This is a genomic window from Mycobacterium hubeiense (genome assembly GCF_002838065.1).
Lineage (GTDB): Bacteria > Actinomycetota > Actinomycetes > Mycobacteriales > Mycobacteriaceae > Mycobacterium > Mycobacterium hubeiense.
Map to the genome: position 1 here is coordinate 26,693 of NZ_PIZU01000024.1, position 26,480 is coordinate 53,172.

The following is a 26,480-nucleotide window of genomic DNA, read 5'->3' on the forward strand; positions in this document are numbered from 1 at the left end:
ACCGAAAGCGTACAGCGTGACTCGCAGTACCGGAACTCAGATGTCGGGGTCTTCGTCGATCCGCTGCTGCAACGCGTCGACCTGTTCGGCGGTGGGCAGGTCGCGGCGGTCGAGGATCCGCCGTGACGTGCCCAAGCTGAGCTGCACTTCGCGCAGATGGGCCATGGCGCGCTGGTGGGCGAGCTTGGCGACTTCGACGATTGCGCGGCCGAGCGCGGTTTCGGTGAGCCGGTATGCGCGGTCGGTGAGCTCCAGGCCGACGAAGCCGTAGTGGCTGTAGGTGACGATGATGGATCGGTCACGGTTGTAGCCGACGAAGAGTTCAGTGCGGTCCTGTTCATCGGTATCGGTGTGAAAAGCGTTGGGGCTCATGGCAGTAGCTTTCGTGTGGGCGGTTCGATCTCGTCACTGGGGATCGATCGGCGCAGCTGGTCGGCAAGTGCGGCCAGCTCAACCTTGTCGGTGGTGGCTTTCAACGCCAGCCGCCACAGGTCCTGGCGTTGCGGGTTGGCTTTGACGCCGGCGAGCGCGGCGGTCACCGTGCCCGGCTGGTCACCTTGTTTGGCGCGGCGGGTGGCCAGTTCGAGCGCGGCATCGGGCACCGCGTCGGTGATGTCGTCTTTGAGGAACTTCGCCCACTCGTAGCGGGCGGCAACGGTCGGCGGGACGTCGAAGGCAGGACCACGAACCAGGGCCAACGCCTCGGCCAACGCGTCGTCGCTGGCGGTGGTCGGTGAGTCGCCGACGAGCTGCTGCCAACGTTCCCAATCGCTGAGCACCATCGGGTCCAGCCGGTGTGCTTGCGGTGGTTCGAAATCCCCGCGCCGGCCACCGCGGCCCAACTCGGGCAGCAACGACCGGCCATCCGGGCCCTCACCGAGAAACCCGCGGATACGGGAGACCGTCTGACGGATGCTCTGGTCGCCAACGGAATTGTGCCCCCAGCACTCACGGAGGTCTTCTCGGGTGGCGCCGCCGCGGCCGACGGTGGCCAGATAGGCGATCACCGACGTCCAGACCCGGCTACGGCCCGGGTCGTCGATCGTGCGGCCGTCAGGCGGGGTGACGGCCGGCGCGCCCAGTAGCCGCACCCAGATGTCCGGGGAGATCTGGGCGTCGGCGTCGGCGACAGTGTCATCACGTTCCGGTGCCGGCGGCGGGGCGACTGGCGGTGCGGCAGCGGCGGCGTGCGCCTCAGAATGCAGCGCGGCCAACAAATCGCCCCAGCCGGCGCCGTCGATAGCGGTGATGGAGTCCAGTGACAGGGCGAGATTGCGGTGATCGTTGGCCAGGGTTGCGCGCCGTCCGTTGACCCGCAACTGCCAGGCGCCGTCGGTCACCGCGGTAGTGACGACGCAGGCGGTGGGGAACATGGTGGCGCGCCCCGGGTCGGCGTCGTCGAGAACAACGACGTCGGGCTGGACTGCCAGTGAATCGAGTCGTTGGCGCAGCGCGTCGGCATCGTCGGCGGCGATGAAGCGCCCGCTGCCCACCGTGGCGAGCTGCGCGGTCGCTGCGGCGGTAGCGGCCACGATCCGGTGCGGGACGAGCAGCAGATTCATCACCCACGCCCTCAGCACCGCTGCGACCTCGTCGGGGTCGCCGGTGACCGTCAGCGGGCTGACCGCCTCCAGGTTCACCAGCAGCACACCCCCGCGCGCCACACCCAGCGGCAGCAGCACGGGCCGGCGGGCCGGCTGAACCGATGCGCGCAGATCACGAGGATCACAGGTCCACGAGTCGATGTCGGGGACGTGCGACCACGGCGGTGGCGGCGGCGGGAACTCCCGATCGAGGTGCGGCAGAACCGAGATGGCCTCGGGCTCAGCCAGAACCGCCATCAGTGGAGGCGTGGGCCGGCCCAGCGCGGCGACCGCCGAACCGACCAACATGTCACCGTCGTCCTGGAAGTACCAATCGGCGGCCGAGCGCGTCATCAACATCGACACCGTCGCTTACTGCTGCTGGCTCTGGCTGGCCGTCACGGTGGCGTCGGGCTGAGATTCTGCACCGCCGCCGCCCTCGCCCTCGGGGTGATACCAGCCCTCGAAGCCGGCTCCCTCGCCGGTCACCGTGGTGACGTCGACGACTTGGCCGTTGTTGACTACCCGGCCCGGGCCGGCGGCCGGCGAGATCCTGCCGTCCTCCCATCGGGCGTAGTCGCCGGCCTGCACCTCGTTGGGGTCGACCGGGGTGGCGTTGTTGATGTCGATGCCGGCTTGCTCGTAGGCGGCGACGGCGTTGTCGTTTTCGATGGATGCGCGCAGCGCCTGGGCCGCCTCGACGGTGGGGGCTTCGGTGGTGCTGCCGTCGGGCCACGTCACGGTCTTGCTGTTCGGGTCGTCTCCTGTCTCGCCGCCGCCTTCACCCTCAGCTTGCTTTTCGGCTTCGGTCTTCAACGCGTCGAACGGTGAGCCCGGTGTGGCGGGGATGGAGGACCCGCCGCCGCCAGCCGGGGAGCCACCGCCGGAGGAGCTGGCCCCGGGAACAGAACTGAACGGGTTGGCCGCCGGGGTGACGCCGCTCGATCCGGTGCTGTTGGGCCCGAACGGCGAGTTCTGGCCGAAGGGGCTCTGCTGCTGGCCGAATGGGCTCTGCTGGCCGAACGGGCTCTGCTGGCCGAACGGGCTCTGTTGGCCGAACGGGTTGAGACTTTGCAGTGCCGGGCCCAACGACGACAGCAGTTCCTTGAGATCGCCGGGCTCGAACGACTCCTTGCTACTGCTGCTGCCCTCTTCTTCGTCGTCGTCCTTGCTGTCGCTGCTGTCCTTGGAGCTCGACTTCTTGCTGTCCCCGGAGAGCTGATCGAGCAGTCCTTGGAGGTCGCCGGCCTGTTGTTGGGCCGCCCCATCGGTCGCCTGCAGCTGCCCGCCGCCGGCGTTGAGGTAGCGCTGCAACGCATCCATGAGCTGCTGCTGTCCCTCGGGGGTGTCGAGGATCGGTCCGAGACGCTCGATTTCCGAGCGCAGCTGATCGAGATTGGCTTGGGAGTTGGCGAAGCCGGCCTGAGAGTTCGCCGCGGAGGCGTCGACCGCCGCGCCGGCGTTCTGATCGCTCTGGGCCGCGGTACTGGCACCACTGCCGGAGCCTCCGCTTCCACCGGAGCCGCCGCCATTGCCGCCGCCGGCCGGAGGTGCCGGTGGTGCTGGCGGGGGAGCAGCCGGCGGCTTGGGCAGACTGTTCAGGAAGTCGTCGAAGACGGGGTTGCTTGCGGGCGGTGCGGGTGCGCCGCCCGGGGGCAGTATCAGGTCAGAAAGATCCTGGCCATCGCTCATGGTGAGACTCCCGTTCGGGCTCAGGCGAGCCGCTGGTTGATGGTGCGGTACATATCGCCCGACTCGCCGATCCAATGGCTGTCGGCGGCACGGCCGACGCTTTGGATGTCGCACTGAATGTTGCGGGCCTTTGTGGCGGCGTCGGTGTAGAAGGGGCCGCTGGCCGGTGTTTGGCCGGTGCCGAGGGCATCGCGGATCTCGACGAGGTTGGTAAAGGTCTGTCGGATCGCCTCGTCGACGGCCGGATCCCCGGTCGTGGGGTAGGTATCGGTGCTCGCGGGCAGGACCGACCCCGGGGGATGGGGTCGTTTATCGGGAACCCACACGCCAGATCCGGGCGGGGATTCCACGTAATTGCCGTAGGTGGGCGGTGGGCCGAGTTCGCCGGGTTTCTTGATGATGACGCCGCCGTCGTCGTGAATGCCGTCGAGAGTTGAGCGCGGCATACCCGAATCCAGGTCCATCTGGGACTCCGGAATGTAGGGCGGGTACTGCGGCAGCGGAGTAGGCGGCGGTGTCGGGTACGGGTAGGGGGGCAGCGGTTCGTCGGTCATCGGAACTCCTTACTGGTTGGCCGGTTCGGGGCTTCGCTCGGGTGGCGGGGAGGGCTCGTGAGCGTCGCTGTTGGTAGCGGTGCTGGCCGCATCCGAGTTGAGAGTCGACGATTTCGGTGTCGAATTCTTCGACGACTTCGACGGTTTCGCGTCGGGGCGAGTGATGCCGAGCTCTTTGAGTTCGGTAGCCGTCCAGCCGCCCTCAAGGGCGTTGTTGTAGGCGTCGGCGACCTCGGCGGCCCGCTCTTCAAGGATCCGCTGCTCCTCGGCAACTTTGTCGCGCTGCTGCTCGTATTTCTCCTCGGCAGCCCCGATCGCCCCCACCAGGGCCGTACGGTTGGCCAGGGCTTCGTCTGCGCGAGCCTGATATTCAGCGGCTTTCTTGCTGATGCGTTTCGCTCTGGCCATGCAGCGCGACCCCTTCGTAGTGAGGGGACGGGAGGGAAGGCTGGCGTCTGCCTCTGACCATCCAGCTGACCGCTTCGCCCCTCCCGGCCCGGCTTTGTATGGAGACTTATCGTACCGAGACGTAGACATCTATTCCCAGGCGAATTGATTAGTTGCGGCGGCGCGGTGCGGTGGCGTTGCGCCAGATCGCGACCCCGATGATGACCGAGCAGACCAGCGCTGCCACGGCGGGAAGCAGCAGAAACACGATGCGTTGAAGGTCGATTCCGTAGCCGGCGTAGAACGCGATGAGAGGCTGCTGCTCGGGGCCGATCACGATGTTGTGGGTGACCAACCAGCCGATAATGGCGGCCCGTTTGGTGTAGACCGCGGCGCCGATGAGGGCGATGACGATCAGCGGTAGCAGCGTTTCGACCCAGTCCGGTTCGCCGGAATGGGTGGACGGTTGGGTCATGGTCAGGCACCTCCGGTGTGCTCATGCAGCTTCCTGTTGGTCATCGTCGAGCAGTGCCCGCGACACGATCGGGTCGTCGGCCGGCACGGTCAACAGGTCGTATTCGTCGTCGGCGCCGCGCCAGCTCAACAGCATCGCGGTGGGGTCGACCACGTCGGGCTCGGGCGGTTTCTCGAGAATGCCCCACACGCCCAGGCCGGCATCGACACAGATGAGGTCGCCGACCTGCAGATCATCGACGGCGCGCGGCGCGGGAGCCCCGTAGCCCGGCCAGCGGTCAGATGAGGTGTCGCGCTGCCGGCGAGACGATGCGGTGATCGGCGGCGCCACCGTCGCGGTCGAGCCGGAGCGGTCTGGTCCCAGCGCCGCGGCCGCCGCGAATGCCTCCCCTTGGCCCACGTGCGGTTTGAAGCGGTATTGGTCGCTGAGCGGATCCAGATCCGGGCGTTCCTCGGCCAAGAAAACCGGCGCTTCGAGGTAGTCGGTGTAGTGAAACTCTTCGTCCTGGTGGGGATCGAACGGCGTGGCGAAGACGATGCGGGGGTGGCTGAACGATGCCGGTCGCAACGCTTTGAGGACGCGTTTTGCGGTCGGATCGGTGAGGTCGTCGGGCTTGTAGGGGTCAGGGGTGAAGAAGTTTTGCACCTCGACGGGGTCGCCATGGTCGTTGTAGGCCACGCCGCGGCCCAGCAGGCCGGGCGGGATGGTGGTGCCGGTGTAGTAGTCGCCCCACAGCATGTCGGCGCCGTTGCGGCCGAGCCGCCCCACCGATTGGCGGCCGGTGAGGTTGTCGCGGTTCTCACCCTCGACGTACTTCACGTCGGGACGCTGCATGCCGATGATGACGTGGATACGGGCGGTGCGGCCAAGACGAAGGATCGACCCGACCATCTCTTCGATAGGCAGTTCCCGCGGCCACTTCTTGGTGTCCAACCCGGGTGTTGCGCGCAGTTTGACGTACCAGGCGGCGATGTCTTTGACCAGTTCGGTGAACTCGTCGAGCACCAGCAGCACCGGCGCGAAGTCTTCGGTGCGCGCCGCCCCGGATTCGCCGGCCTCATAACGCTGCTTCATCAACATCCACATGCGGTAGATGAGTGCGATCTGGTCCTCGATGCGGGTCGCGACGCATTGCACGTTGGGCCAGTCGCGAAATCCGCGGTACTCGATGTTTTTTCGGTCGACGATGTTGACCGCCCAGTGGGCGCGGGCCGCTTGGGTGACGAACGTGTGGATCGTCGAGGTCTTCCCCGAGCCGGTCGGCCCGATGATCAACCGGTGCGGCACGGTCTTGGGGTGCCATGAGATCGGGTTGCGGTCCTCGTCGAAGGCGTAGATGAAGCGGGTGTGCTTGTAATTGGCGATCGCGGCGGCTACGCCGTCGTTCTCGGGATAGATGCGTGGCCACACCAGCCGCGGCAGGCTGGGCCGCAGCTCGAACTCGGCGATGTCGTCGACGAGGTTGAACTCGGCGCGCCACCGGCCGGCCAGGATCTTGGACATGATGCGTTCGATCTGGTGGGTGCGCGCCGATGACCGGGCGAGTTTTTCTGAAATGTTGTGCGTGACAGTGAACTTGGTGATGCGGCCTTTTTCCGACATCGTGTAGTCGGTCACGACAGCGCCGGCTTCAAACATCGCCGGGCTGGCCACCTTGGCGCGCAGCCGCTTGATCGCGGCCGGTTCGTCGTCCTCCCCGGCCTGCGGATCCGGGGTGGCGGTGAGGCGGCGTGCGCGGCGGTCGACGCTGAGTTTGTAGGCCACGCCAAGGTTTTCAGTCAGCAGCGAGTTGATGAGGCGCAGCCACTCCGGGTTCGCCTCGGCGGTCGGGGCCGATTCGTCCTCGGTGCTACTGCGATACATCCGCGCGAGTGAGGACTGCTGCTTGACCGCTGCGGCGGGGATGTAGTGCATGCGGATCTTGTTGGGGTAGATGCGATGGGCTCGGCGGACTGCGCGGGGGGCGGGTTTCCACCGGCTCGCGGTGATCAGGCCGTGCGTGGGTTCGGGCCAGCCCAGCGGACTGTGAAGGGCTTCAACGAGTTCGGCGAGGACGGCGGCCCGTTCGGCGGCGTGGCGGGCGACGATCGCGACGATGGCCGCGGCGGCCAGGGCGGAGAGGATGAGAAACGCTGTGACCCAGGTGGGGAACCGCTGCGGATCGCTCAGGTGCAGCCACTCGGCGGCGGCGGTGCCGACCGATGCGACCCAGATCGTCATGGTGATCCACGGGACTTGGGTACCGTGCCAGTTGAGGGTGAGTTGACGTTGCGCCAACGGGAATCTGCCTTTCGATCCGGTGCCGGGTCCTGTGCCGGGGTCAGGGTTGGGTTGTGGCGATATCGGGCGGGAGATAGGGCGTCGTCACGGGGGCCGAGCTGCCTGGTGGGGAAAGGTCAGTGAGCGGCTCGGTGTCGAGGGCGGCGATCACTTGCCAGCGGTCGCCGATGAAGGCGACGCGGATTTCCAGGGTCATCGTGTCGTAGAAGGCGTTGTAGACGATGGTGGCCGAGTCGTTGTTCAACGGTGCCGACAGACGCTGAAACTGTGCGGAGGGCAACCGGTTGGGGTCGGTGAGCCGATAGCCGTCTGCCAGTAGCGGCGCGGTCCACCGGCTGACTCGGTTGAGCCAGTCGTCTTTGCCGGTGCCGGGATTGCCGTAGTCGGCGGCGAAGCCGGCAGCGACGTCGGCGGCCGGCCCGGTGGCCGGCTGGCCGGTGGGCACCGGTGCGTCGATGGTCGGGACGGGCACCTCAGAGGTCAGTTCCGGGCCGGGCTGCGGCTGCGTCGGCGCCGGATCGCTTGGTGTCGCCGGCGTGATCGTCACCGTCGGACCTGCAGCTGTCCGCCCGCCGAGAAGCCACCACAGTGCCGCGGCGATCGCGGCGCCGGCCAGCGCTCCAACGACGATCACCCACCGTCGGCGCCGAGAGGTCGGTGAGGGGCCAGGCTCCTCGTCTGAATTGGGCCACCGCGAGGGAATCACCTCTACCTCTCGACGGGGCCGGGCCGGGGTCGGGGCAGTGTGCCAGTCGTCGGCGTCCCAGTCGGCATCGGTGTCATCGCGTGGCCAGTCAGCGATCGCATCGCCGCCAGGGTCGGGCCCGAAGGTGCTCATGACCCGAGGTATATGCCGAGGCGTCGACGAATCCGGTCACCCCATCCGATCGAATGGGTGGTGGTTGTAGGTCGTTTCTGGCTGCTGGCCGGTCACGCGGAGATCGCCCACTGGGTGTGACGCCCGCGGGTGGGGACGCGGAGGACCTGGCCGCGATCGGCCAGGAGCGACAGGCCTCGATACACCGTCTCGATGACCACCGGACGGGCGAGGTCGGCACTGAGCTGCTCACGCAACGCGGCGGTCGTCATCGGGCCGGGCGCTGAGGTCAGCACCGCCAACAACCGGGCGCGTAACTCGTCGGCGTGATGGCGTCGCGTCGTCCGTGAAGCGCTCGTGCGGCAGTGAACGTGATCGTCACAGTCACAGGACACGGCGGCCAACGACCTTTCCCTGAGGGAACTGGCTCAGTTTCACCGGGACGCCGAAGGTGCTGGCCTCCACCGTTTGCCCGCCGCCGGCGTAGAGCTGTACGTGTTCGGGGCCGCGCTCGCTGAAGTTGGTGAACACCAGATCGCCGGGCAGCATCTGGCTGAGATCCGGGACGGGCACGCCGGTGTTGATCTGGTCATAGGTGGTGCGCGGCAACGTTTTTCCGGTGGCTTGATAGATGGCGTAGCGGGTGAGTCCCGAGCAGTCGAACCGGCCTCCGGTGGGCCCGTCCAGACCGCCGCCGCCCCACACGTCGGGCAGACCGATCTGGGACTGGGCGGCGCGCACCGCCCGGACGCCGGCCTCGCTGGACTGAATGACCGGATTACGTTCGGCGACCTTCTGCTGCTGGACGCCGACACGCAAGATGTTGCACAGGTCGGTGGAGTTGGACGACGAGTCGGTGTCGGCAGACGGGGGTGCCCGAGGGTCGGCCGGCGCGCTCCCCGCCAGTCCGACGAGGGCTGCTTCGTCGTCGTCGGTGGCGCCGCCGGCGCCGCGGTATGCGGCGTAGAGAGCGCGAGCTCGTGGTTCGTGGGCGGCATAGGCGTCGGGTTTCGCACTGCCCTGCACCGCCTGGGCGGCCACGGTGACCGGGAGGTTTTGCCAGTTGTTGACCTTGAGCAGTGCTTCATAGAACGTGCGCGCGGCGATCGCCGGCGTCATCAGCTCTTGCATGGTGCCCCACCACGGCCACTGCTGCTGCATGATGCCCAGCGAGCCGTGGTCGGTGCCGACCGCGTCGTGCGGCAGCCGCAGTGAGGCTTCGATACCGACCTGGTCGGGTTTGAGATCGCCGCCCTGGCCGTCGTTGGCGTAGTTCTTGAGGCCGGATTCGGTCAGTCCGGTGGCCAGCGCGATGACGATGCCCTGGGGCGGGATGCGCATCTTTTCGCCGACGGCCACGATGACGTGGGCGTTGTTGCCGGCGTTGGGGGTGGTGACCTGGGTGGTGGAGGCGTTGCGCGCCAGAATTCCCACCGCCCGCATCTGGGCGTCGCACTCGTTGAGCTGAGCTTCCGGGTTGTTGGCTTCGCTCGTGGGCGTGACGATCAGCCCGATGATCAGGATCGGGATCGTCAGAACCGCAGTGATCATCCCGATCACCGCAGCCAGCAGCGGCTTGATACTGAGCGTCATCGCGGTGGCTGGCTGGGACGGTTGTTGAGCACATCAGCGACCTGGGACCGGCGGGGAGCTCGCGGCGCGGGAGCCGGCGCTGGGGCGGCCGGTTGCGGTGACGACGGCGGGGCCGAGGACGCTGGTGCTGGTCGGGGTTGCCGCGGCCGTTGCACCGGGGCGGGGCGGGCGGCGCGCGAACTCAGGTTGACCGGGGGCAGCGAGGCGGCCGGCTGGATCTGTTGCGGCATCGCGGAGCCGGCGACGGCGACGTAGGGGGGCAGCGGCGGGGTTTCGCGCAGGCATTCGGTGACCCGGGGCGCCGACGGGGTCGGTTCAGCCTCTGGCGCCGGCGGCGCGGGCGGCGCTGCAGTCGGAATCTCCTCGCCGGGATCGCCGCTCGGCGCCAACTGCTGATAGCCGCCACCTCGGTGGTACTACTGCTCAACCCACTGTGTGGCGGAGTGGTACCACCACTGGTTGGCGTCCTGTTGATACTGCGCGTTCTGCCGGTCTTGCTGTTGTTTGTGGCTGCGCTCGGCGGCCAGGTGAGCGCCGCGGCCGCCGCCGCTGAGGCTTCGTCGCGCGGCCCGCCCGGCCCCGACAGCCAGCCCGGTCACGGTGGGCGGGACACCGAGTGCAGCTCCACCAGCCTGCAACGCCAAGGAGGTACCGCGGCCGGCCAGTTTGGCCAGCGTCGAGGGAGGGGGTTTGGGGAGTTCGGAGGAGCCGCCGCGGTTGAGGAAGCTGAGCACGTTGCCGTGCTTGTTGTTCAGGCCGGCCTCGATGCGGCGGAACGCGAAGATCGACACGATCAGCAGCACCGTCGACAGCAGTAAGACCTGGATGGGATTGCCGTCGACGTCGAGCATGCTGCCCAACAGCGCGGCGTAGGCGCCGGCGTAGATCACGGTGGGCGGGATCTTGATCAACGCGAGGGCGATATTGCACAGGCATTTGAACGCCATACCTTGAAGGCCGCCCGCGACGACGCCGAGGGTGCCCACGATCGGCAGCATGATGGCGTTGGACAGCGCGATGACGACGGCCAAGAGGATCTTGCCGATCAGGTAGCAGCCGAACGTCAGCAGGATCGTCGACAGCAGCAGCATGAACGCGGCACTGGCCAGGCGGTCGCCGGTGAGGTGGTCGGCGGCGTACTTCATCTTCTTGCCGGCCGTGCCACACTTGGCGATCGTGTCCTTGAGCTTGTTGCGGTCACCGGAGCGGATCCCGGCGTCCCACACACCTTTACAACCGTTGCTGTCGGCGAGCGCGTTGAAGTTGAGGATCTGGGTGGGGCGCCGGACAAACCCGTCGGCGAGCGCGGTCTGCAGCTCGTTGATGCTGGGCTTGTCGCCGGCCGGTGAGGTCGCGGTGCCCCGCGTGATCCCGGAGGAGATGCTGATCCCGACGTCGCGAGCTTTGGCCAAGTAGCCGTCGGAGCCGACCAGCGCGGCCACCGGCTGGGCGAAGATGCTGGCCATCAGCGCGGTGATCACGATGGCCGAGCCGACCTGATAAGCGGCTTTGGACATTCGACCGCGTACGAGAGCGAACGCGGCCACACCGCCAGCCAGTGCCAGGGCCAGCGCCAGGACACCGATGTTGTGCGTGAGGTTTTCGGTGGCCTCGCCGAGCAGAGCGAACGGTCTGGCGATGAAGTCCATCCAGCCGAACGACAAGCCGTAGCCGATGACCCACAGCGCCAACTGGCACGTGATCTTGAACAGGCCATATTCGAGCTCGAGGATCGGTGCGAGCGCGATGTTGGCTTTCTTGTCGCTGTTGACACCGGGGATGACCGAGAACGCGTTGCCCTGGTCGACGGCGATGAAGTAGTCGCTGACCCGGATCCCGCTCGAGTCCTTGACGTCGATCCAGCCGAACATCGAGGTATCTGCGGGGCTGGGCTTGGGAGCATCGGTGTCGGCGTTGGGGTCGGCGAACGCCGGGCCGGCAACGACCAGGAAGAAGAACCCGACCAGGTGCCAGATCAGCAGCGCATAGAAGATGCGCGCCCGCCAGCGGCTGCCGGAATGCACCCAGCGCAGCGCCATCCCGGTCAACGCCAGGTGCGGTGGGCAGTGGGTGTCCCACAGCAGTGGCCGCGGCCGCAGCCGCGTCGTGATCGTCATCGCCGCGCCGCCTCGGGGGCGTTGGTGTTCATCCGGTCCGCGCGCCGTGCCAGCGCCGGACCGAGCGTCTTCATCCGGGCGATGTTGAGCGCAGAGTCGCGGATGTAGCACTCACCGCGGCGGTGCTCGGGTGGGCGCTGCCCGTCCTTGCCGGCCGGGGAGGTGTTGTAGCGCAGATCTTTGACCAGCTGCGAGTTGGCGTCTGGGTTGGGCCCCAGCCAGGCCACCGACTTGCGGGCCTGGTTTTCCTTGGTCTGCTTGAACACCACCAGCGTGGTGAAGAAGTCGGTGAGTGCGCCGTAGTCGTCGGGGTCCTGAGAACCCATGAAGATCGCGGCGTTGTGCTTGCGGCCGTCGCGGGCGAACTCCTTGACCACCTGCGGCCCCCCGTGGGTGGTGGTCAGATGGTGTGCCTCGTCGAGGACGTAGGCGCCGAAGCGTGAGTTGTCGGCGAAGAAGGCGCGCCGGGCGATGGTGGCGGTCAGCCCGTACAGCGCGCGGCCCATGTGTTTGGTGGGGGTGAGCTGCTTGAACAGGTGCGGAGAGTGGATGTCTTCGGGTGTGGGCAGCTCAAGGCGATGGGTCCGGATGATCGTCGCCGACGAGGTCAGTTGCAGTGGCGGCAGATTCGGGTTGAACAGCACCCCAGCGTTTTGGTTGTTCATCCAAAACGACAGCAGCGTGGCCAGTTTGTCGATCTCGCTGCGCTGAAACTCTTCGGGAAGCTCGGGGCTGGTCATGAACCGGGCGAGGTCGGCGAGGCTGTGAATGTCGTTGTCGTCGCGGACGTCGGGATGCAGCATGTTCTGCAGCACGCCGGCGGCGGGGGACGTGGCTTCGAGGTTGATCAGCGGCAGCAGCAGGTCAAGGACGCGGTCGGCGGCCTCTTCTCGGGTGAACACCCGCAAGGGGTCCATGCTGAAGCGCGGAGCGGTGAGGTCGAGGACGGTCGGGTCGGTCAAGCCGCGTGCCCATTCGGCGTACTCCCCTCGTTCGGTGCGGTCGACGGCCAGAATCTGGCCACCTCGGTCAACGCAGTGGCCGCTGATGGTCTGGAGGAAATAGGTCTTTCCGCCGCCGGGCTGACCAACGGTGGCGACGCTGGCGGCTTCTTGGCGGGCGGTCTTGCCCATGATGTCGAGATGGACCGGTTCGAAGCACCCGCTGGACAGGTTGACCCCGATGATGGGGCCCTCGGCATCGCCAACCTTGGCTGACACGCACGGCACGAACGCGGCCACTTCTTCGCTTGTGGTGATGTGCACACACGCGTCGACTGCCTTGATGTGGTGGGCACCCGGCACCATCGACATCCACAGCTCGCGCTGAGCTCCCAGGGGCGCCTCAAGAGTGATGCGCTTGGATTTGCAGGCGCGGGTGAGCTCGGTGACCGCGGCGGTGGCGTCGGCCTGGGTGGCCGCGCCGACGGCGAAGATCGGGGTGAAGCGGATCTCGACCTCGTCGTCGGCGCCTTCGATACGGCGGTTGTAATCGGCGAGGATGAAGGCCTTTTCGGTGAGCATGGAGTGGCCGAAGCTGGTCTCGCCGTCGCGCTGATCCATCTGCTCGTCGATCTGTCGCAGCGTCTTGACGTTGCGGGCCAGCACCTCGTTGCGGGGCACCTTGCGGATCCGGACGACCCAGTCGATGACGGCTTTATCGCCGCGGCTGGTGAGGGTGTCAGCGAGCTGGAAGAACTCGGTGCCGCCGGGGAAGATCATTTCGTCGGCGGGGAACGACTTGACCGTGAGCATGCACTGGTAGGTGGTGCGGGGATCGTCGTCGTCGGGCCGGCTGATCTTGACGATGCGTCCGAACGATGGGGCGTTGCGGCGCCACCATCCGGTGTGTTCGCTGCGGTCAGCGTTGGCGCCTTCGTCGAAGAGGGCTTCGGTGAACGTGCGCACTCCGGCGCGGATGCGTCCCTCACTGGCCGGCGGGCATGGACCGGCGTCGAGACCACGGCTGATGTGGTGGTCCCACAGCCAGCGCATTTGGCGACCGGTCACCGGGGTCAGCGTGACGATGTCGGCCAGGCGCTCGGCGAGCTTGTCGGCTTTGGCGGCGGCGGCGTCGACATCCTCGGCGGTGGGTTGGTTGTCGCCGCCGAGGAAGTCCATGTTCAGCAGCCGTGACCCGGCCGGGCCGTGTCGGAAGCGCTGGTCGAGCGGCATGCTCAGCCAGTAGAGGCGGGTGCGGGGCCGCAGCGATTGCAGTCGCGCTGCTTGGGCGTTGCACTCGTCGATGTAGTCGGGCCGGTCGAGGTCTTCGTGGCGGACCATGCGCCGCATCGCGGTGGGGAGATCCATCGGGGCGGAGAAACCGCCGAGCAATGTGTAGTCGGGGACTTCCTGAAACAGCAGCTGGTGCAGCTGGCGGACTTGGTCCTTGTCATCGATGTCGCGCAGGCCGTAGTCCATGCCCTCGACGAGATAATCGGCCCACCACGTTCCCGAGCGGGTGAGGCGGAGGTTGCCGGCGATGGCAACGGTGGGCTGCAGCGTGTTGGTGCGCAGATGCTGGCGCAGCGATCGCGACGGTGCGGCGGGGGCAGGGGCACTGGGGCTCATGTCCCGAGGTATATGCCGCGGAAAAACGGGTTCCGGTCACCCGTGACGCCTGAAAATCGGTGCTTGACCGCCGGGTGCCTAGCGATTCGTTCGGTGCTTGGTTGTAGTCAGATCTCGTGGGGGTGTACGGGTTCGAGTTGGTCGATCTCATCTGACGTGGCACCGCTGAGTTCGACACAACGTGCGCACATGGGGGCTCCGATCTCCATGGGATCGGGACGGTCAGGGTCTCCCTCGAGACTTTCTCCGCACAGGGCCCGTGGCACCTTCAGTCGTAGAACCCTGTCGAGAAAAGACTGCCACCGGCCGACGATGTGGACGACTTCTCCGCTGCGGTGTTCGCGACAGGGGGCTGGCTCACTAATGGGCGTGGTCGTCACGGGCGTGTTCATGAACGAGACCACTCTTAGGGGACAGTGGGCGTCTAGGTGTGCTATTCCATGACATTGGTTACGCGGTGAGGTCATCGAACGACAGCTGCAACGGGCGCTCTGGGATGTCCGGCACGATGATCCCTTCGGCGGTCAGTCGGTAGGTGCTGAGCGGCACACGGCTGGCCGGCGGCCGGTGTCCCAGTGCACTGTGGGGCCGTTCGTAGTTGTAGAAGTTCAGGAAGCCCGGCAATGCCGCCCGACGTTCAGCTTCTGAGTCGTACTCGCGGACGTAGGCCCACTCCCTGGCCAGCGTGCCCTGATATCGCTCCACCTTGCCGTTGGTCCGAGGCGTGTAAGGCTTCGTTCTCTTGTGCACGGTTCCGGTGTCCTGTAACGCCTTGGCCCACGCCTTCGAGCGGTAGCACGAGCCGTTGTCGGTGAGCGCCCGTCGAATCGAGGTGATGCCGTGTTCGGCGAAGAACACAACCGACCGCAGCCAGAAATCCGCTGCGGTGACACCCTTCTCGTTCTCCAAAGGCTCGGTGTAGGCCAGCCGCGAATGGTCATCGAGGGCGCTGTGCAGATAGGTGTAGCCGATCCGGCCGGTGCCTTCGCCCTGGCGCTTGGAGGCCCGGTGCCCGTCTGAGCCGCGGCCGTGCGCCCACCAGCCGCCACCTGTGGGGATGCGGCCGATTTTCTTGACGTCGACGTGGATCATCGACCCGGCTTCGTCATGCTCGAACCGCAGCACTGTGCGCAGCTGCTCACCGGTCGGCGGGTCCAGATCGCTGACCCGGCTGATGCCCTTGCGGACCAAGATGCGGTGCACGGTCACCGGCGCGATCACTATCCGGTGTTCGTCACGCAGGACCGCTGAGAGCCGCGCGGCCCCGTACTTGGTCTGCCGGCGCAACGACTCCACGAGCTGCTCGATCTCCGGGTCCGTCTGTCCGGGCGACGAGTTCGGCGCGGACGAATGGTCAAGCAAGCCAGCAGGACCGGCCTCAACCCAGCGGGCATGCCACTTGGCCAAGCAGCGCCGCGAGATGCCGGCCTCTGATGCCACGTGCGCGATCGGCCGCCTCTGGTCGACCCGCTCACACAGCCGCCGACGCCCAGCAGCCGTCAACGGTGCGTTCGGGTGACTCGGCATGGGCGTTTCTCCTGGGCGAATGCATCGCCCAGGAGTTTGTCCTGGCGGTCTGACAAGCCGGGTCGACCAGGCAAACTCCCCCTGGCATTAGTGCCATGGCAGTAGTAGACTATTGCCATGGCAACAAGTGTGACGTCGAACGCGACCGTGAGCGTGACCGCAACAGCAGTGCGTAGCTGTGGACGGAGCAAGCGTGTTCACTTGTCCGTGGAGAAGCTTCAGAGGCCCAGCCAGTTCCTTCCTCTATGCGGCGGGGTGTCCTCGCACCTCCTCTTGGTTGAGGAGGAGGGGACGATTAACTGCCCCTCGTGCCTCCGACTAATGAAGGAAAGAGGACTCTGATGACTCGCCGGACGCGATGCAAAACCGATCCTGAACTGGTTCTCCTCGACTACGGCAACGGTTTCGTTGAGGCCGCGCTTGAGGTTCCCGGCGACATTCCGATCACCATCGCCAAGGCGTCAATCCCGGAAGGCCGGCGCCGCGGCTATTGGATCGTGGTGGTTGACAAGGACTATTCCGACCCGATCGGAACGAAGGCTGCCGCGATGGAGCTGTTGGACGTTCTCGCGGCTGAAGCCCGTCCACGCATGGAGCAATCCGAAAGGGACTTCCGAGAGCGTTGGCCGGTGGCACACGAGGGATTCGCGGTCTTCAAGCGTGAGGCGATGGGGCTCAAAGCCTCGTGACGGCAGAACCTGAGGGTGACACTCCCAACCGAACTGTTCGTATCCCCACCATCGAGTGGAACGCCGGATTACGCGCTGCAGCCAAGAATGGCGAGAAGCTACCCGCGGTCATCCGGCGCGGAATCGCGTCGTACGTGGCCCAGACCGACGACGACTACCGCACCGAATACCGGGCCACATCGGTAGCCGACTCCCAGCTCGTTGTCATGGGCATCTCCGGCGAACTGGCCGAGGTTCGGCGCCAGTTCCCCGCCAAACACTGGCATCTGGAGTCATGCCGCCGATCGACCTACCAGCCCGTCAAATAACCCCAATCCGACACGCACAACGGCAGGAGTTCCCAATGAGCGCGACACCGATCACCATCACCGCCGAGATCCTCCCGGGGAAGCAGGATCCATCTGCAGAGGCCCATTTCGCCAACGGTCAGCGGGCGGGCCAGTACGCCCGGCTTCTGGTCGATAGCGGCGACTACACAGGGGTCTATCTCGATGACGGCGAAACCAAGTGGCCCGTCAAGCCTTCCGTGTAACCAACGTGGTGGAACACCACATCTAGGAGGCCATGGAGTCTGCGCCGGTTGCTCCGGTCAATGCGCCGAACACGGCGGCAGCCGCAGCCGGGCGCGGCGGGACCGGTGACGGTGCGCTGGCCGAACCGCGTTCAGATGGGGTGGGTGGCGGCGCACTGACCGGCTCGACGCCCCTGGGCTGAGCGGGTCGGCGGCGGGTCGGCGGCGTGTGCCGGCGCGGAAAGTCGACGACGATGACATCGCCGCCGACGACTGCCACCGGGCTTGCTGCCGGCATCAGTTCTGAGGTGGATGGGGCGGTCGACACCAGCAGCCCGAGCATCCAGCCGAGACGCGTGGTGATCTTGATGCCGTCAAGGGGGATGTTGGCCAGCGCCCCTCCGATGACGATCGTCAGGCCCGCGCCGATGAGGAGATTGACCAACGGGTTGATGATCGGCAGAAAGTACGCGGAGATGCCCGACAACCCGAAGGTCATGCCGCCGCCGACGAACTGCGGAACCGTGTACGGGCCGCCGGGTAGCCGCTCGCCGTTGAATCCTTTACCGACCATGCGGGGGAACCGCATCGCCAGGGTGTAGACCCGCACGGACCGGTAGCCCATATCGATCAGTTCAGCACCCAGCGCCATCACTGCCCCTTGCCGTCGTCGTGGTTGGTCCGGGCGAGCCATTCCGCGTCGGCGCCGGGTCGCCGGCGAGGACGCGGACCGTCGGATCGAGGTGCGCGTCGGGTGCGCGCGAGCGCATCAGCGCACACCCGAGCTGCCGCCGGTAACGCTTTCGGTGACGCCGGTGAACGATTCGGCCAGCGTCGGCAGCAGAAGAAACAGGGCGACTGCCAGGCAGCAGATGACGGTGGTGCGGGTGAGCGCGCCGATGGTGAACTGCCGGCTCATCACCGTCTTGGCGATCAGGTGTCCCGAGCCCATCAGGATGATGAGGCTGACACCGACGTTGCGTACCAACGTCAGGGCGTTGTTGATCATCTGGCCGGGGTCAGTGGCGGCCAGGACTGTGGTGATCATCGGTGTGTTCCTTTCGAGAGGGCGGGTTGTTACGGCTTGCCGAACACGCTGTCGGTGGGTGTTGCGGCCGAGGTGGGAGCGGAGCTGTTGCCGGCGGCGTCGTTGGTGGGTGCCGGCGGGTCGGTGGCCTTGGTTCCGAGTGCGGGGAACAGTTCGATGCCGGCGACTTCCCAGCGGCCATCGGTCACGACCAGGCGCAGTGGGTACTGCATCGGCACGGTGGAAAAAGCGCGCGTGCCTTGGATGGCGGCCAGCATCCGCACCTGCGTGCTGCCGGCTGCCGGGGCGGGCGCCTGGGAGTGCACGCTGGTGACGGTGATGGACTGAAACGGCGGTGGGGTCAGTGGCTGAGCTTTGTAGCTTTGGGTGATGTAGCGGCTCATGTCGGGCCCGCCGGCGAGCAGTGCACGAAGGAATCCGGTGATGGCCACCACCGCGGGGTCGTCTTTGGCGACTACGGTCTGGTAGTCGAGGCTGACGTCGACGCCTGTTTCCCAGACCGGAGGGACCACGGCGGGCAGCGTGGTGGCGCGCAGTCGGGTGCCGTCGACGACGACGATCGTGACTTGGTAATAGACGCGTCGTCGTTGAAGGCTGTCGGCCGAGTCGCGTTGCGCGACGCTGACGACCACCGACCACTGTTGAAGACCGCCCACCGGTCCGGGGTGCGGGTCGGGCAGGGAGGCCAGCTGCGCGTCGGTTGCCTCGATCGGGGTGTCGGAGAGACTGCCCTCGCCGGTGTAGAAGGCGGCGATCTTGTTGGCGGAGTCCTTGGTGGCGCTGAGGTATGTCTTGACCCAGTCGATGGCGAAGTCACCGACGCGGGCGGTGTCATCAGCTGAGGCGGCGCTGACGTTGTGTTCCGACTGGCGGCCAACCATGCCGACGGCTGCAGAGGCCAACGACCACAGCTGGCCGACGCCACCGATCGCGGCCAGCGCGACGGTCGCGACGATGGCGTACTTCATGGCGTGCTGGCGTCGCGTGGCGGCACGTAACAGTCGACGGTCGGTGGTGTCGGTGACGGTGGGCATCGGTTTGGTCCTCCCCACTCAGTGGTTGACGGCGGCGTTGTGTAGTCGGATGACGGCTTGGTCGGCGGCGGGCGCGTCGTTGAGCAGAAGTTCGATCACGCGTTTTTGCGCCGAGATGTCGAGGGGTAGGTCGACGAGATCGATGCACGCCGCGGTGATGTCGTCGGTGAACTTTCGGACGATCTCGGCGTCGTGCTTGGGGGCACGCCGACCGGTACTGCCGGAGCGGCGGCGGGATGGCTGCATCGGTCGAGTTCCTTCGCGGCGGGAGTCGGGACAGGGCGCCAGAAGGTATATGCCGGGCCGAACACAGTTCCGGTCGCCGGCGGGGACAGGAATTTTTCGGCGCGCCCGCAGCGCCCCGGAAGGCAGCCGCTTGACGGGTGTTCGACCGGCCTGCTCCGGCCGTGGACGCTTCCGGGGCCGCGGCGAGGGGCTGCGATCAAGGGGTCCGCGGCCGAGGCGCGCGGCTGTTATGCAGCCATGACATCGATTGACACGGGGTAGTACGCTCGATCCGCGCAGCGCTCGTCAGAGCTAGCGGAGCGGATCGCGTCCCTCCCCCGGTAGATAGCCCACCCGCCCGTCAACGTAGCTGAACAGCTCAAAAAAGTCCTCTGACCAGGTTAAATGGCGACTAACTCGCATAGCGGCGGTCTGTTGAGTGGTCACACGTGTGACGAGGACTGTTACCAACGCCGTGAACTCACCCGACCACGGCGCTTTGGGCGCATCCGGTAGCACGCCCGTGAGCACGACCGACCATCGCTGAGTCGTCACGACCGACCACCGCTGAGTCGTCACGACCGACCACCGCTGAGTCGTCGGGTGATCTCACGAGCGTGGTAGCGCGCACGAGCACTACCGCGCGCACTACCGAAACTGTTAGCAGCCCCGTGGTCAGGAGAGGTCACGCGCACGGTGGCGCATCCGATCACACACGCGCCGGCTCGCCTGGTAACCGGCATGTGGGCGGGCGCGATCACTGGCGCGTGCTCGGACCCGCTCACGGTTCCGTCGAACAGCGGGGTGTCTGGCTCGGTGGCGCACACCCGTGCCGTCCCGTTGTCGCCTCCACGCACACCCACGCCCACCTTCAGGCTGGCGGCGCATCAGCCCGTCTGTTTCGCGGGTGGTAACACGCGCCGGCGCATGGACACGAAGCCTGGTGAGAACGCGATCCAGCAATTCTTTGGAGCATCAATCCGGCCCGATGCAACATCGCTGGTCGACCTCATGCACATACCGTCAAGTGTGACACAGATCACAGGCGTGGGGAGGCGGTTTTAGGTGCCGTAACGCGTTACGGGCAACCGTAAAAGCCCTGGTCACGAAACTATTGAACCGGTTAATGGAACGCGGAATCACACAACACCGCTTCCAGGGAGTTCCCCAATGACCACCATCTACGCCGAGGCGGACCAGGGCGCCGGCCACCCATACGCCAACACTGATTTCGGCTCTCTTCCGCAAACCCCGGTAGGCGCCCCTGGCCAGTCCGTGTGGACCCAACTCGCCAGAGAGTTCACCCGCCAGTGCCGGGCTGACAGTGCCCGCGCCGAATACGCCGAGTGGCGCGAACGCCACGGGTGGCGCGCCGACACGCCAACCGCATTGGTGGATGTACTGCGCGATGATCCGCATGGCTTGGGGGCGATCGTTTCCTACTACCAAGCCGGCTCCAAGCTCGCCGCCGCCATCCTCGTAGAGGCCTTCCGGCCGGCGCTGATCACCTTCACCCGCTACGCCAGACTCGACCACACCGAGCAGATTGACCGACCGGAGGTGCGCGCCCAAGTCGTCCTCGTCACCTTCTACGAGGTCGCCTCCACCACCGATCCGCAGAGCCTGTCCATCGCCGGACGGCTCTACGGCGAGACACTTAAACGAGTTACACGGGAACGTCCCCACGCCCCGGAGTATGCCGCCACGGGACTGTTCCTCTACGAACACTCCACCCAGACCGACAAGCGGGTAGCGGGCTCTAGCACCTATCGCGAGGACTACCGCGGTCGCCAGAGCGCGGGATCTCGGCCCGCGTCGGTCGATGTGGCCCCGGTGGCGACTCGCGCCCAGACCGACTGGGCAGCGATCGAACGCAAGGGCCTTGTTCGTGACGTGGTACTCCTCGCGCGCGACGAGGGCGTCATCAGCCAGCTTGAGTGCGATCTCGTATGCGGCCGTTTTCTCGGTGACTCGCTTGTGCCGGTACCCACGCTGGCGCGCTCGCTGGGCCAATCTGTGAGCTATTGCGAAAGCAAGCTGCGGCGTGCGCTCGCGAAACTGAGCGATCGCTACACCCGTGACTCCCGCGCCGCTGCGGTGTCAGTCGCCTGACTTTGCGTCTCGATTCACCCCATCGTTCGGAGCCAACTATGCGTCGTATTGCACCTGTTGTGTTGGTGACCATCACCACCGTTATCGCGTTCCTAATCGGACCGAATGGGTTATCGATTGCAGCGGCGGCCGCAGCGTCGTGCCCCGACGCGACGGTGGTGGCCGTCCCCGGAACGACTGAAACCAACCCCGCGGCCAACCCTCGTGTGCCCGCAGGTCTTCTCAAGAAGGTCGTCGAGCCAGTCAAGAAGGCGACCCGACCGGTGCGCGTCACGGGCATGTACGTGCCCTACCCCGCCGACATTATCGGCAGCACCGCCAACGCATTGGGCTACAGCTTTAGCCGCCGACAAGGCGTCGACAACGCCACCAAGATGATCGAGGAGCAGTCCGCGAAGTGTCCCGACACGCGCTACCTTCTCACCGGCTATTCGCAAGGAGCACACGTCGCCGGCGACCTCGCCGCTCGCATCGGTGCGCAACAAAGCCCGATTTCGGCTGACAAAATCCTCGGAGTCGCACTGCTCGCGGACCCAGCCCAAGCGCCTCAGGGAGTACCGACGCTCGGCGTGACCGGTCCCGTCGTCGGATTCGCCGGTGCGCGCCAGGGGGGATTCGGTGCACTCACCGATCGTGTGATCTCCATCTGCGCGCCGGGCGACTTCTACTGCAACGCGCCCGCCTCGCCCACCATCCGGCTGATCGGTCTCCTCGGCTCGCAGATCGATTCAGCCGATCCGACCAATAGCGCTCGGCAAGTCCTGGCCATCGCGGGCGGTACCTTCCTCGCGCCGGTGACCGCGGCAATCGCGGGCGTGACGACACTGCTCACCCAACCGAACTTCGGCGCCAACCTGATCTCGGGAGGGCAACGATTCGTGGCAGCGCTGGTCCAGCAAGCCGGCGTCGCCGGTCCAATACTGCAAGGCGTGGGGACGGTGATCAACGCGGTGCAAGGCATCATCACCGCAGTCACCTCGGGCGCATTCGGCCAGATTCCCGGGCTCGTGGCCACCGCAGTGAAGACGTGTGCCGATATGACGGCCCGCATCACAGCGACCACACCCGCCATCGCCGACCACGCGTCGGGGCGGAACTGGGCTGCCGTCGGGAACGCGATCGGCTCGCTGCAGCAAGCCGGCGTCGAGCATCCGAACGCGATCGCCGACCGAACGAAGAATGTGTTCGACGTCGTGAGCGTCGGCTTGAACGCATTGATGGCTGCAGTGCCGGTGCAACAGTTTCCCGCTCTGGGCCCGTTCTACGCCCAGTTCACCCCTCAACAGGTGATCAACGAACTGATGGCATTCGCCCGGTTCTTGCAGGGCGGTGCGCACACCTCTTATGACAGCGCCCCGCTCGACGAGGCCGGCCACACCGGGGTGCAACTGATGTCGCGGTGGATGATGAATCAGATCGGCCAGCTGTCGAAGAGGTAAGCCGAAGCGACCAAGCGTGTCACTCGGCGGGATGGCCCCAGATCTGAATCTCGGAGGTGGCGAAGCTGTCGGCGCCGCCATTGGGGTCGGGCAGGAGGCCGCTCTGCGACGGTGGTGGCGTGGTCTGCAGCACGACCAGTTTGACGGTCGAGGACTTCTTGTTCGGTATCACCGCGGTCGGGACGACCTCACGGGTGTTGTTGGTGTTCTGCTCTAGGCAGTTGTTGTCGAGGGTGCACGGTTTGGCCGGGCTGTAATCACCGAACAACCAGCGCACCCGCGTGATGGTCTGGTACTTATCCCACTCATCGCCCGACGAGCTGACCTTGTGGAAGCCAGGAATGATCGTCACCTTGGAAATGACGTACACATCGCCGAGGTCGATCGTCAGGATCTGTCCCGGCCCGTAGGTCATCTTGCATGTCCAGGCGGTTGCGTTTTGACCGTCGAACGCATTGGTCTCCTCCGCGCTGCCGGCCGGGCACTTGGAGGTGGCCGACTCGATCTTGATCGGCTGATCCACCGGTACCGGCGGTGGCGGCGCTGACGTCGGTGGGGGAGCTGAGTTGATGGTCAACGTGGGCGGGGCCGGCTCCGGCTTCAACACGATGACCAAGACGGCGAAGAGTACGACAGCAGACAGTGCGCCGATGATGACCTTGGGTGAGCGCCATTCGATGTCGCGCGCCCGCTGTTTGAGTGAGCGGTCCCGCGTCGGCAGGGGTGCGGGTTGGAGCTCATCGTCGTCCTCGTCGTCGTCGAGCGGATCGTCGTTGAGGTCGTCGGCGGACGGGAATTGAAGGAAGCCGGCCGGATTGGCTGCATAGTCGTCGTCGAAGTCGTCGACCTCAGCGGAGTCGGGCGCGGCGTCTTCAAAGGCGGTGTCCGGTTCGACCGGGGCGTGCGGAGGCTCGGGCGGGCCGTCGGCCGCCGCGGCCGGGCCAGGCGCGACGGCCGCCAAGATGCGCCTGCGGCACGCGAGGAAGACGTCGGTGTCGGGCAGCTCCCCGGCGGCGGTCACGGGATCACTCACCTCGGTACTCATCACCATTCAATGTCCCCACGTGGCGCTAGTCGGCTTTCGGGATCTGATAGATGGAGTCGGGAAGGATCACTTGCCCGACCCGCTCGGAGTGCACTCGCATCGGCTGCTGGGGGTAACCGTCGGGGCGGTACATGCCCGTGTAGACCGGTTGCGTGGTGTAGATGTGTTGGATGATCGTCGGCCCCGGCGCGGCAGCGCCCGCCGCAGCGGAAGTCGAGGAGTTCGCGCGTTTGCGCCGACGTCGCGTCACCACGTGGATGACCGCCGCGGCAGCGGCTGCGGCCACGGTCAGATAGGTAGCCAGTCCCGCCGGCAATCCCGGCGCACTGTTGATCGCCATGATCGCCAAGAAGGCGCCTACCAGAGCTTTCATGTTCGTGAGATTACCGCGTGCAGCCGAGGCAACCCAGCCAAGTTGATAGGGGGCAAGCAGCCGAGAATTCGGCACCACAATCACGCCACAGCACATACGGCTGTCGTTTTCCCGACCACAGGTCGCGGGCTGAACGGCGACGTCATGAGATCACCGGAACGCGACCCTACGTGCTGATCACAACGGTTTCCGCGGCAGCGAGCACACAAATACCGAGCCCCGAAAAAGGGGCGGCGCGGAAAAGGCCGCGAATGTCAAAGCAGTGAAATTCATATTGCCCGGCCCCAGCCGATTTAGGACTGGTCAAACAAATTCTCGGACCACGATCTGGCGTGTCGAGGCGACGTCAAACATGGCTCGCTCTGGTGTTGCTGGATCGGTAGGATTTTCGGCACAGATCGACACGACCAGTTCGGGAGGATCACCGAGATGTCCGATCAGCTAGACGTCGACCTGGGGCGGCTTCCCCAGCACGCCACCGACCATCAGGCCATCGCCGCGAAGTGGCTTGAATGGCCGGCAGGAGGAGAGAGCTTCCTCGCTGCGTTTCGACGCACCCACGGTGTGGTTGCCGAGCCGGTCGCCCGAGTTCTCGAGCAGTACCAGCAGCGCCGTGTGCAGTTCGGCGGGGCCCAGGCCGACATGAACAAGACGGTGAGTGATGCGATCACCACCAGCCTGGGCACCTTCCGCACGATGGAGGCCGACAGCAGCCGCCGCCTCACGGCTCCGGTCCAGGATCTCTAAACGTGGCGAGCACTGCCGGGTCGAGCGGGCCCAGCGCTGGCGGTGGATCACGCGTTGAAGCGCACATCCCCGTACTGCTGACTGCCGCGAAGTCGATGCAGGCGGCCGCGGCGCAGATGCTTTCGGCAGCCATACCTACGGTCGTGCCGCCCGCGGGCTTGGACGAAGTGTCACTGAAGGCTGCGGCACGCCTCAACACCCGCGCAATCAACCTCGTCAAATCGATCGACTCTGGCAGTTGGGCGCTTGCCGGGGGCGCTACAGAGGTCGAGAACGCCGCCTACTCCTTTATGGCCAAGGAAGCCGAGAACGCCGGCAGCTTCTCGGGTACCGGTGTCGCCGGCGGAGTGCCCACCGCACAAATGCCAGCGTTTCCGCCCCCGCCGAGCGTTCCCGACGTCGTGCTCCCTGACATTCCCGCTCCGCCCGGCGTGGTCGATGCCGAGTACACCTCCATGCTGGTCAACGGCGGTAGCGGTGAAGCCCCGCACGTGGCTGCCGCCGAATTCTGGAACACCACAGGACAGAGTTTGACCCAAATCTCCGATGTACTGGGAGTGGCCAGGGAAGCGTTGCGCACCGGCTGGCAATCGCCCGACGCGGAGAACGTCCACGCGGCATTGCAGAAGTTCAACGCCTGGGTCGACGACACCGGCAAGTCCTCCACCCAGCTCGGGCAGGACTGGGACAGCCACATCAACGGGTGGCGTCGCGTGCGCAACAACATTGCCAGCCCCGAAGAGGCCTCGACGACCAAAAACAACCTCGTCCAGGCGATGAACGACAACGCCGCCAACGGCGGGATGAGCACGGGCGAAGTCGTGCGGTGGACCAACGAATACTCCACGCAGAACACCACCGCCCAGACCGAGATGGCCTCATACAACGCCGACGAGACCTCGGCGCCACCGTTCGCCGAACCCGGGGCTCCGCCGCCGATCTCGTCGTCCGGTCCGCCGCGCGTGGAAGGAACACCCCGTCCGGCGCCCGGCACGCTGAAGGATCGATTGACCGACGACCCGGCGCTCAAGGGTCTTCAAGACCCCAAAGCGATCATGGCCGCCATGATGGCCGCGGCCGCGGGCGCGGCCGGGGGACTCGGCGCGATCAGCCAGGCCGGCAAAGGCCTCTTCCAGCCGATCCAACAGATCCCCCAGCAGCTGGCCCAGCTCAGCCAAATGGCTCAAACCGCCGGCGCCGCGAACGCGGCGAAAAGCGCAGCGAGCGTTCCCCGCAAGGCCAGCCCTTCAGCAGCGAAGAACGCTGGAGGGGGCGCGGGAGGCGGAAAAGGCGGTGGAGGCACCAAGCCCGCCGGTCTCGGCGGCGGCGCCAAGCTCAGCACACCTCCGCCGGCAGCGGTACCGGCCACGCCGGCCGCGCCGGCCGTCCGCGGCGTCGCGCCGGCTGCGGGGGTGGGTGGGCCCAGTCCAGCTGGGATGGGCATGATGCGCCCGATGGGAGCCATGGCCGGTGCCGCCGGCCGCGGGGACCAAAAGGACAAGACGCGCAACAAAGAGCTGTTCCCCGACGAACCGTTCGATGAAGACAACCAGGAATACGCACCCGCGGTCCTGGGCGCCAAACCCGACCCTACTGCCCCGAAACCCACCTACGACCGCAAACTCGGCTCAGCGCCCCTCAAGAAAGCCGGGTAACGCCCAA

Annotated in this window: 25 protein-coding genes and 1 pseudogene; 7 read left to right on the top strand and 19 right to left on the bottom strand. The window is 66.3% G+C overall.

The features are described from left to right. Window positions 1-36: 36 nt before the first annotated feature. The 13 genes and pseudogenes from CWS39_RS18200 to CWS39_RS18255 form a co-directional block, all read right to left on the bottom strand. The gene (locus CWS39_RS18200) at window positions 37-372 is read right to left on the bottom strand and encodes a hypothetical protein (protein ID WP_102144336.1); all 336 of its coding nucleotides are present in this window, start codon (window positions 370-372) and stop codon (window positions 37-39) included. Next, complete coding sequence (locus CWS39_RS18205) at window positions 369-1,937, bottom strand: AfsR/SARP family transcriptional regulator (protein ID WP_142386875.1); 1,569 nt, start codon at window positions 1,935-1,937, stop codon at window positions 369-371. The genes CWS39_RS18200 and CWS39_RS18205 overlap by 4 nt, the downstream gene beginning before the upstream one ends. An 18-nt stretch (window positions 1,938-1,955) precedes the next feature. Next, a complete protein-coding gene (locus tag CWS39_RS18210; protein WP_102144338.1) occupies window positions 1,956-3,275 on the bottom strand; it encodes a hypothetical protein in 1,320 nt (439 codons plus the stop codon). 20 nt (window positions 3,276-3,295) lie between these two features. Beyond that, a complete protein-coding gene (locus CWS39_RS29215) occupies window positions 3,296-3,829 on the bottom strand; it encodes a hypothetical protein (protein ID WP_199178183.1) in 534 nt (177 codons plus the stop codon). A gap of 9 nt (window positions 3,830-3,838) precedes the next feature. Then, complete coding sequence (locus CWS39_RS18220; RefSeq protein ID WP_102144339.1) at window positions 3,839-4,237, bottom strand: hypothetical protein; 399 nt, start codon at window positions 4,235-4,237, stop codon at window positions 3,839-3,841. A gap of 148 nt (window positions 4,238-4,385) precedes the next feature. After that, complete coding sequence (locus tag CWS39_RS18225; protein WP_102144340.1) at window positions 4,386-4,691, bottom strand: hypothetical protein; 306 nt, start codon at window positions 4,689-4,691, stop codon at window positions 4,386-4,388. Window positions 4,692-4,712: 21 nt separating this feature from the next. Further along, window positions 4,713-6,911 (bottom strand): FtsK/SpoIIIE domain-containing protein, encoded by a 2,199-nt coding sequence (locus CWS39_RS18230; RefSeq protein ID WP_142386876.1) that lies wholly within the window; start codon window positions 6,909-6,911, stop codon window positions 4,713-4,715. A 100-nt stretch (window positions 6,912-7,011) separates the two neighbouring features. Further along, window positions 7,012-7,809: a hypothetical protein gene (locus CWS39_RS18235; protein ID WP_102144342.1), complete on the bottom strand. Its 798-nt coding sequence runs from the start codon at window positions 7,807-7,809 to the stop codon at window positions 7,012-7,014. Window positions 7,810-7,901: 92 nt separating this feature from the next. Beyond that, entirely contained in the window at window positions 7,902-8,084 is a 183-nt protein-coding gene (locus tag CWS39_RS28665; RefSeq protein WP_142386877.1) for a hypothetical protein, read from the bottom strand. Window positions 8,085-8,172: 88 nt separating this feature from the next. Beyond that, complete coding sequence (locus tag CWS39_RS18240; RefSeq protein WP_102144343.1) at window positions 8,173-9,381, bottom strand: C40 family peptidase; 1,209 nt, start codon at window positions 9,379-9,381, stop codon at window positions 8,173-8,175. Window positions 9,382-9,797: 416 nt separating this feature from the next. Beyond that, window positions 9,798-11,498, bottom strand: a complete 1,701-nt coding sequence (locus CWS39_RS18245; protein ID WP_102144344.1) for a hypothetical protein — start codon at window positions 11,496-11,498, stop codon at window positions 9,798-9,800. Then, window positions 11,495-14,068 (bottom strand): ATP-binding protein, encoded by a 2,574-nt coding sequence (locus tag CWS39_RS18250; protein WP_102144345.1) that lies wholly within the window; start codon window positions 14,066-14,068, stop codon window positions 11,495-11,497. Before CWS39_RS18250 ends, CWS39_RS18245 begins: the two co-directional genes overlap by 4 nt. 546 nt (window positions 14,069-14,614) lie before the next feature. Continuing rightward, window positions 14,615-15,595, bottom strand: a pseudogene (locus CWS39_RS18255) (IS481 family transposase); the annotation flags it as partial. A 341-nt stretch (window positions 15,596-15,936) separates the two neighbouring features. Here CWS39_RS18255 and CWS39_RS18260 point away from each other — a divergent pair. The 3 genes from CWS39_RS18260 to CWS39_RS18270 are packed head-to-tail and all read left to right on the top strand — an operon-like array spanning window position 15,937 to window position 16,816. Next, on the top strand, window positions 15,937-16,284 hold the full coding sequence (locus CWS39_RS18260) for a hypothetical protein (protein ID WP_102144346.1): 348 nt from the start codon (window positions 15,937-15,939) through the stop codon (window positions 16,282-16,284). Then, a complete protein-coding gene (locus CWS39_RS18265) occupies window positions 16,281-16,592 on the top strand; it encodes a hypothetical protein (protein ID WP_102144347.1) in 312 nt (103 codons plus the stop codon). The genes CWS39_RS18260 and CWS39_RS18265 overlap by 4 nt, the downstream gene beginning before the upstream one ends. Before the next feature lie 35 nt (window positions 16,593-16,627). Beyond that, window positions 16,628-16,816 (top strand): hypothetical protein, encoded by a 189-nt coding sequence (locus CWS39_RS18270; RefSeq protein ID WP_102144348.1) that lies wholly within the window; start codon window positions 16,628-16,630, stop codon window positions 16,814-16,816. Between the two features lie 22 nt (window positions 16,817-16,838). Here the strand turns inward: CWS39_RS18270 and CWS39_RS18275 are convergent, their stop codons facing one another. The 4 genes from CWS39_RS18275 to CWS39_RS18290 all read right to left on the bottom strand — a co-directional run bounded on the left by CWS39_RS18275 (window position 16,839) and on the right by CWS39_RS18290 (window position 19,123). Then, window positions 16,839-17,447: a hypothetical protein gene (locus CWS39_RS18275; protein WP_102144349.1), complete on the bottom strand. Its 609-nt coding sequence runs from the start codon at window positions 17,445-17,447 to the stop codon at window positions 16,839-16,841. Between the two features lie 117 nt (window positions 17,448-17,564). Further along, the gene (locus tag CWS39_RS18280) at window positions 17,565-17,843 is read right to left on the bottom strand and encodes a hypothetical protein (protein WP_102144350.1); all 279 of its coding nucleotides are present in this window, start codon (window positions 17,841-17,843) and stop codon (window positions 17,565-17,567) included. Between the two features lie 29 nt (window positions 17,844-17,872). After that, entirely contained in the window at window positions 17,873-18,877 is a 1,005-nt protein-coding gene (locus tag CWS39_RS18285) for a conjugal transfer protein (RefSeq protein ID WP_102144351.1), read from the bottom strand. Window positions 18,878-18,895: 18 nt separating this feature from the next. Continuing rightward, on the bottom strand, window positions 18,896-19,123 hold the full coding sequence (locus CWS39_RS18290) for a hypothetical protein (RefSeq protein WP_102144352.1): 228 nt from the start codon (window positions 19,121-19,123) through the stop codon (window positions 18,896-18,898). A 1,149-nt stretch (window positions 19,124-20,272) separates the two neighbouring features. On the opposite strand from CWS39_RS18290, the gene CWS39_RS18295 reads away from it, so the two are divergent. Together CWS39_RS18295 and CWS39_RS18300 are read left to right on the top strand one after the other, a co-directional pair. Further along, window positions 20,273-21,214 (top strand): hypothetical protein, encoded by a 942-nt coding sequence (locus CWS39_RS18295; protein WP_102144353.1) that lies wholly within the window; start codon window positions 20,273-20,275, stop codon window positions 21,212-21,214. A 65-nt stretch (window positions 21,215-21,279) separates the two neighbouring features. After that, on the top strand, window positions 21,280-22,653 hold the full coding sequence (locus CWS39_RS18300) for a cutinase family protein (RefSeq protein ID WP_158240365.1): 1,374 nt from the start codon (window positions 21,280-21,282) through the stop codon (window positions 22,651-22,653). Between the two features lie 19 nt (window positions 22,654-22,672). Here CWS39_RS18300 and CWS39_RS18305 read toward each other — a convergent pair whose 3' ends face one another. After that, window positions 22,673-23,698: a discoidin domain-containing protein gene (locus CWS39_RS18305; protein ID WP_158240366.1), complete on the bottom strand. Its 1,026-nt coding sequence runs from the start codon at window positions 23,696-23,698 to the stop codon at window positions 22,673-22,675. 25 nt (window positions 23,699-23,723) lie between these two features. Further along, complete coding sequence (locus CWS39_RS18310; protein WP_102144356.1) at window positions 23,724-24,071, bottom strand: hypothetical protein; 348 nt, start codon at window positions 24,069-24,071, stop codon at window positions 23,724-23,726. A 429-nt stretch (window positions 24,072-24,500) separates the two neighbouring features. Between CWS39_RS18310 and CWS39_RS18315 the strand changes: the two genes are divergently transcribed. Beyond that, the gene (locus CWS39_RS18315; RefSeq protein WP_102144357.1) at window positions 24,501-24,818 is read left to right on the top strand and encodes a type VII secretion target; all 318 of its coding nucleotides are present in this window, start codon (window positions 24,501-24,503) and stop codon (window positions 24,816-24,818) included. Between the two features lie 2 nt (window positions 24,819-24,820). Beyond that, window positions 24,821-26,473 carry a PPE domain-containing protein gene (locus CWS39_RS18320; protein ID WP_142386879.1) on the top strand — a complete coding sequence of 551 codons (1,653 nt, stop codon included), beginning with the start codon at window positions 24,821-24,823 and terminating at the stop codon, window positions 26,471-26,473. Window positions 26,474-26,480 lie beyond the last annotated feature (7 nt).

What these genes read in the sequence shown, in the direction of transcription:
- CWS39_RS18200 (WP_102144336.1), bottom strand. Translation starts at nt 372, where the DNA reads ATGAGCCCCAACGCTTTTCACACCGATACCGATGAACAGGACCGCACT.
- CWS39_RS18205 (WP_142386875.1), bottom strand. Translation starts at nt 1,937, where the DNA reads ATGACGCGCTCGGCCGCCGATTGGTACTTCCAGGACGACGGTGACATG.
- CWS39_RS18210 (WP_102144338.1), bottom strand. Translation starts at nt 3,275, where the DNA reads ATGAGCGATGGCCAGGATCTTTCTGACCTGATACTGCCCCCGGGCGGC.
- CWS39_RS29215 (WP_199178183.1), bottom strand. Translation starts at nt 3,829, where the DNA reads ATGACCGACGAACCGCTGCCCCCCTACCCGTACCCGACACCGCCGCCT.
- CWS39_RS18220 (WP_102144339.1), bottom strand. Translation starts at nt 4,237, where the DNA reads ATGGCCAGAGCGAAACGCATCAGCAAGAAAGCCGCTGAATATCAGGCT.
- CWS39_RS18225 (WP_102144340.1), bottom strand. Translation starts at nt 4,691, where the DNA reads ATGACCCAACCGTCCACCCATTCCGGCGAACCGGACTGGGTCGAAACG.
- CWS39_RS18230 (WP_142386876.1), bottom strand. Translation starts at nt 6,911, where the DNA reads ATGACGATCTGGGTCGCATCGGTCGGCACCGCCGCCGCCGAGTGGCTG.
- CWS39_RS18235 (WP_102144342.1), bottom strand. Translation starts at nt 7,809, where the DNA reads ATGAGCACCTTCGGGCCCGACCCTGGCGGCGATGCGATCGCTGACTGG.
- CWS39_RS18240 (WP_102144343.1), bottom strand. Translation starts at nt 9,381, where the DNA reads ATGACGCTCAGTATCAAGCCGCTGCTGGCTGCGGTGATCGGGATGATC.
- CWS39_RS18245 (WP_102144344.1), bottom strand. Translation starts at nt 11,498, where the DNA reads ATGACGATCACGACGCGGCTGCGGCCGCGGCCACTGCTGTGGGACACC.
- CWS39_RS18250 (WP_102144345.1), bottom strand. Translation starts at nt 14,068, where the DNA reads ATGAGCCCCAGTGCCCCTGCCCCCGCCGCACCGTCGCGATCGCTGCGC.
- CWS39_RS18260 (WP_102144346.1), top strand. Translation starts at nt 15,937, where the DNA reads ATGACTCGCCGGACGCGATGCAAAACCGATCCTGAACTGGTTCTCCTC.
- CWS39_RS18270 (WP_102144348.1), top strand. Translation starts at nt 16,628, where the DNA reads ATGAGCGCGACACCGATCACCATCACCGCCGAGATCCTCCCGGGGAAG.
- CWS39_RS18275 (WP_102144349.1), bottom strand. Translation starts at nt 17,447, where the DNA reads ATGGCGCTGGGTGCTGAACTGATCGATATGGGCTACCGGTCCGTGCGG.
- CWS39_RS18280 (WP_102144350.1), bottom strand. Translation starts at nt 17,843, where the DNA reads ATGATCACCACAGTCCTGGCCGCCACTGACCCCGGCCAGATGATCAAC.
- CWS39_RS18285 (WP_102144351.1), bottom strand. Translation starts at nt 18,877, where the DNA reads ATGCCCACCGTCACCGACACCACCGACCGTCGACTGTTACGTGCCGCC.
- CWS39_RS18290 (WP_102144352.1), bottom strand. Translation starts at nt 19,123, where the DNA reads ATGCAGCCATCCCGCCGCCGCTCCGGCAGTACCGGTCGGCGTGCCCCC.
- CWS39_RS18295 (WP_102144353.1), top strand. Translation starts at nt 20,273, where the DNA reads ATGACCACCATCTACGCCGAGGCGGACCAGGGCGCCGGCCACCCATAC.
- CWS39_RS18305 (WP_158240366.1), bottom strand. Translation starts at nt 23,698, where the DNA reads ATGAGTACCGAGGTGAGTGATCCCGTGACCGCCGCCGGGGAGCTGCCC.
- CWS39_RS18310 (WP_102144356.1), bottom strand. Translation starts at nt 24,071, where the DNA reads ATGAAAGCTCTGGTAGGCGCCTTCTTGGCGATCATGGCGATCAACAGT.
- CWS39_RS18315 (WP_102144357.1), top strand. Translation starts at nt 24,501, where the DNA reads ATGTCCGATCAGCTAGACGTCGACCTGGGGCGGCTTCCCCAGCACGCC.